A 4,772-nucleotide genomic window follows, 5' to 3' on the forward strand; every position below is an offset into this window, starting at 1 on the left:
ACTTGCAAGATTTAATCGTAAGACGTGTCGTTATTCGAAAGCGATTGATATGGTAATAGCATCACTAATACTTTTGTTTAACGAAGAAATTATTGAATATATATTTAGTTAGCAAGCCCCAAAAAAATGGGTGGGAACTCGCAATGATTGGTATCATATTCGACTACAATTAGAAATAGCCTTTCCAGGCAGATTGCCGGATTAGACACTTTCGTATATGCCGCCTGCCTACCTGAGTGTCCTTCGGACACTCAGGTAGGCAGGCGGCGGCAAAAAGAGAAAAACAAATGCTTCTTGACTCAATACGTTGATTTTTATTATATTTGTAATCGTTGGTAGCGTTGAACATAGGTTAAGCGTTACAAACAAGTTCTATTTTTATGTCCTGATTACATGTTTACACAATTTCTGAAACAGACCCATGAAATTTAATTATTCCACAAATTTAATTGAGAATCCTTTTGTCGTTCTCCCCTGCGGATAATACACCACACCTATATTATCGTCATACAACACAAGAAAAATGTAACCCGCGCCGCCGACGTTTACCTTGTCATAGTCTAAGTTAACTCTTCTGACAATGGTTCCGTCTTTACCGTTTTTGTTATCGACCTTATTGGTTACCGGACTAAACGATAATTTTGAATATGTCGTATCGCCTGCAAAGAAAAATCTTACATAGTATTTCTCAAAACTAGTATTTCGCGTTTTTGAAAACGCTTGTTCAAGTGTAAGCGTGGAATCCTTCGGCAACGCTTTGATTTCCATAAAAATCGTCTTGTTTTTGTCTATGGAAATATTTATCGTATCACCGCTTTTTGTAATTTCTTTTGACTTGTTTATGTCGAAATTATAAGCGTCTTTTTCATCCATCGCCCAAATTTTTATATCTTCAATTACGGGATTTTTGTTGGTATAAACTCCTTTTATATCGGACAATTTTCCGTGATAACGAACCGTGTGACGAATTTTTGACCGCGGAGTTTTCCCGTCATTGAAATCAACGTAAATTTCAAACATCGCCGAAAAAACTTGCGCCAATCCGTCAATAACGGTTCCAAGCGTATCGGGAATCGCCCGTTGAACATTTAAATCTTTTGATAGATTTTCAAGCGTATTCAAAAAACCGTCTTTATTCGTAGGAAAACCTACTTGCGGTATATTTTTGAAATTGTACATTGCCGCCATCTCGTCCAAACTTTCGGGAATTACATCGCTTTTGTAGAGCATTGAATCATAAACAACAAATTTTAACGTCACTTTCTGAAAATTTTCATCGTCTTCTACGATTCGCGGCTTATCAATTATATAACTTTTAAGCGGCTCTTCGCCTCTGGGCGCCAAATTTCCGAAACGGTCGGTATAAATATTCCAACAAACTTTCCAATTCGAAATATCGATATCGTCTGAATTTATTTTTTTTCCGCTAAAAATCACACTCAGTTCCACGGTATCGCCGGGAGCAATTTCAGGATTTTCAAATTGATATGAAAACGGACGAATCATATCGTCGTCTAATTGTCTGTAGTGGCGGTTGAAATCCTCCAAACTACAAGAAATAAGCAGAAATGTAAGTTCAAAAACCGCCGTCATTTGAAAAAATTTACTAAATTTCATTTTTTTCCTTTTTTACTAAAAATCATATCGAATGCCGAAACTTGGAATAATCGGCATACCTATAACCTGTTTCTCGTCATAAAAATCATTCCACAACGTCATTTCCGGACTTTCGTAGATAAAATACGATAAATTTTGAATGTCCCAATACATCGTCAGCGTCGATTTTTTGAAAATCCATTTTTTTTCTGCACGGAAATCAAACTGTACAAACGGGGCGAGACGTTTGGAATTGTAATTCCCTGAATAACTTGTAACGCCGTTATCGGTCAAATCATACTCAATGCGGCTGACAGGAGTCGTTGGATTGCCCGTCGTGTATCGAAATCTTCCGCCGATTTCCCAACGTTTGGGTAACTTGTAACTTGCCAAAAGTTGCAAATTATTTGTTTGGTCGTAAGAATATTTAATCCAACCGTCGGCAGACATTGTGTCGGTATGCGGCGTTTTGCGCTTACTCTGAGACAACGTGTAAGCAATCCAGCCAAAGAATTTCTCATTTTGATTGTGACGAAGCATTATTTCAAATCCTCTTGATTTCCCCAATTCGTCATCGTAGTACATTTTAATATCGGCGGGTGTTTTGGCGCTCGTCAAATCCTTATAGCCGACCATTCGCGGAATTTTCCATTGATTATTTCTGTAACCCTGAATGTCAAGCGAAATCAAATCCGTAATCCGCCATTCGTATCCCAAAACAAATTGAGCCGCTTTTGTCGCACCCAGATTCGGATTACCGTACGTACTGTCAATTACAATTCCGATAGGCTTTGGCGACTGATTGTAAGTTCCGATTGAACCCTTAATCAAGTGATCTTTTGTCAAATTAAATCGTGTGGAAAGACGAAGCGACGGTTCACCGGAAAATCCTTTGTGAAATTTCTCGCCGTAATCCCAAAATTCAGGCAAAACGCCGCCTCTATAGATTAACTCGTCATAATAGTCGTACCTTACGCCCGGAACTACAAGCCAGCGTTCAATAGGTTTTAACTCAAAATTAGTATAAACCCCGGTCCGAGAAAAAATCCAATCTTTTTTTGGATAATGAACAAGTCCCCTATCGCTAATCATGTCCATATTTATATTTACCGTACCCAAAAATCCGTCAAATCCAAAATTTATTTTGGATTTTTCACCTATTTGCCAACCCAAATTATCATGATAACGAAACCCGTTTATTTTACTTTCTTGGCTGGCATAACCCATAATTCCAAACGAGATTCGAATTACTTCGCTCTTTATTGTTAAGAAATTGTTCAAATTATCGTTAATTTTTGCATTCCAATTCACTCCGTTTATATTGAAAAACGAACGCTGCGTTATAGAATTTGTCGCACTATTGATTTCTTCGCTGCCCATATTAAACCCTTCGACAATCGCCGTAAGCGAATCGTTTGAACTGAAAGAAGAAAAAGAAAAATGATTTTTTTCATTAGGATTATAGTCGGCTCGTACGACGTAATCCCAATAAAAAGGTGCGACGGTTATCCCCCGCGTATTAGATTTTTTCATAACCCATCGAACAATTTCGCCAAAATGGCTTCTTCGCGCAGTTCCTAAAACACTCCATTTTTTTCCGATAGGCGTCTCTACTAAAAACGACATATCAAGCGCACTCAAATCAATATATCCGTGAAAACGATCACTTTTAGGCGGACGAGATTTCAGTTCCACGACGCCGCCGGTCGCATCTCCGTATTTCACTCCCCAACCGCCCGGATAAAAATCAATAGTTTCTAACGCTTCGGAATTATACGTAGATTTTAAGCCGCCGAAATGATACAAAAGCATAATATCCGTCCCGTCAAGTAAAAATTTCGAATCGCTGTTACTCGTTCCTCGTACAATTATCGTTCCTAAAGAAGCAAGCGGCCTTGCGACTCCGGGCAACGCCTGAATAACTTTTACCGCATCGCCGGAAAATCCTGGAATTTTTTTGACTTCGTTCAACGTTAATTGATGCCTGCTGACCTCTTTTTCTTCACCCTTGTAATACGCGACGATTTCGTAATCGTTGTATGCAAGCGCTTTCAAATACATATCCGAAACAAGCGAATCGCTCGCCGAAACCGAATCGTTTGTAAAATACGGCTCGTATCCGCTATGGGGAATTTTTACTGTGAATTTTCCGCTTGGAAGCGAATGGAAAGCATAATTCCCGACAGAATCCGTAAAAGTAAAAATCGTACCTTCGTCAACGCTTTGCGAGCCGAACTCAGAAATTTTCTCAAGATAAATTCCAAACGGCGCAGGAATATTTTTCACCGAATTGGTATCATAAACTATAGCGATCAAGACGTCCGAAAGCGGTTTTTTAGTACCTCGTTCAAAAACCCGTCCGCAAAAATTTATTTTATCGACAATCTCGTCGGAAATCGCGTCTTTGAGTGAAAATCTATATACATATTGAATTATCACGGCTACGGGAATCGTATCAAATTCATCGATTTTTCCTGCGGCGCTTTCTTTTTTTACCGTCATCATAGCCGGTTTGAACATAAAATTCTTCGCCGCGCTCATCGCCGCCGTGTCAAGCACCGGATAAAGCGAAGCAAAAATTTCTATAGAATCCACATGTCCCGATTCGTTTATCAGCAAATCCAAGACGACATCGCCTTCAATTCCTTTCGCCATAATCTCGGCGGGATATTCCGCTTGAACAAACTCAATCTGCAAAGGCATTATTCCTGAAAATTCGTCATTCTGCAAACTTTCGTCGTCTAAAATTATCTCATCGTCTAAAATTATTTCGTCGTCCTGCTGTGCAAAAATATAAAGAATAAACGAACAAAGGAATAAAAATATAATTCTTTCCAAGAATCGTCCTTTTGCTAAAAACACTTGCAAAAATAATTTATGTTCCTTTTCAAAATATAAAACTTATACAAATATGCGTTTATTAGGATTGAAGCTACTTTAAATTATAAGAATCTTATTCTTTTCCTTCTGCGACAAAATCTATTTCTTTCATCGACGGTATTCTAAAAGAAAAAGTTGTATTCCCTTGAAAACTTGTTATGGAAAAATCACCTTTACAGGGCTTGCTAATTGATTATACCTTTTATTATATTTGTATTGTTTTTTTGTGAGGTGAGTTATGAATTGCAGACATTGTGGAAGTTGTAACACAGTAAAATCCGGCATAGTGTTCAATA

At 38.2% G+C, this 4,772-nt stretch carries 2 protein-coding genes; both read right to left on the bottom strand.

Going from position 1 to position 4,772, the window contains the following annotated elements:
• Nucleotides 1-432: 432 nt before the first annotated feature.
• Nucleotides 433-1,617 (bottom strand): hypothetical protein, encoded by a 1,185-nt coding sequence (locus LBH98_03250; protein ID MDR0303772.1) that lies wholly within the window; start codon nucleotides 1,615-1,617, stop codon nucleotides 433-435.
• A gap of 15 nt (nucleotides 1,618-1,632) precedes the next feature.
• Nucleotides 1,633-4,434 carry a TonB family protein gene (locus LBH98_03255; protein ID MDR0303773.1) on the bottom strand — a complete coding sequence of 934 codons (2,802 nt, stop codon included), beginning with the start codon at nucleotides 4,432-4,434 and terminating at the stop codon, nucleotides 1,633-1,635.
• Nucleotides 4,435-4,772: the final 338 nt, after the last annotated feature.

The sequence above is a fragment of the Chitinispirillales bacterium genome, assembly GCA_031254455.1.
Taxonomy (GTDB): domain Bacteria; phylum Fibrobacterota; class Chitinivibrionia; order Chitinivibrionales; family Chitinivibrionaceae; genus WRFX01.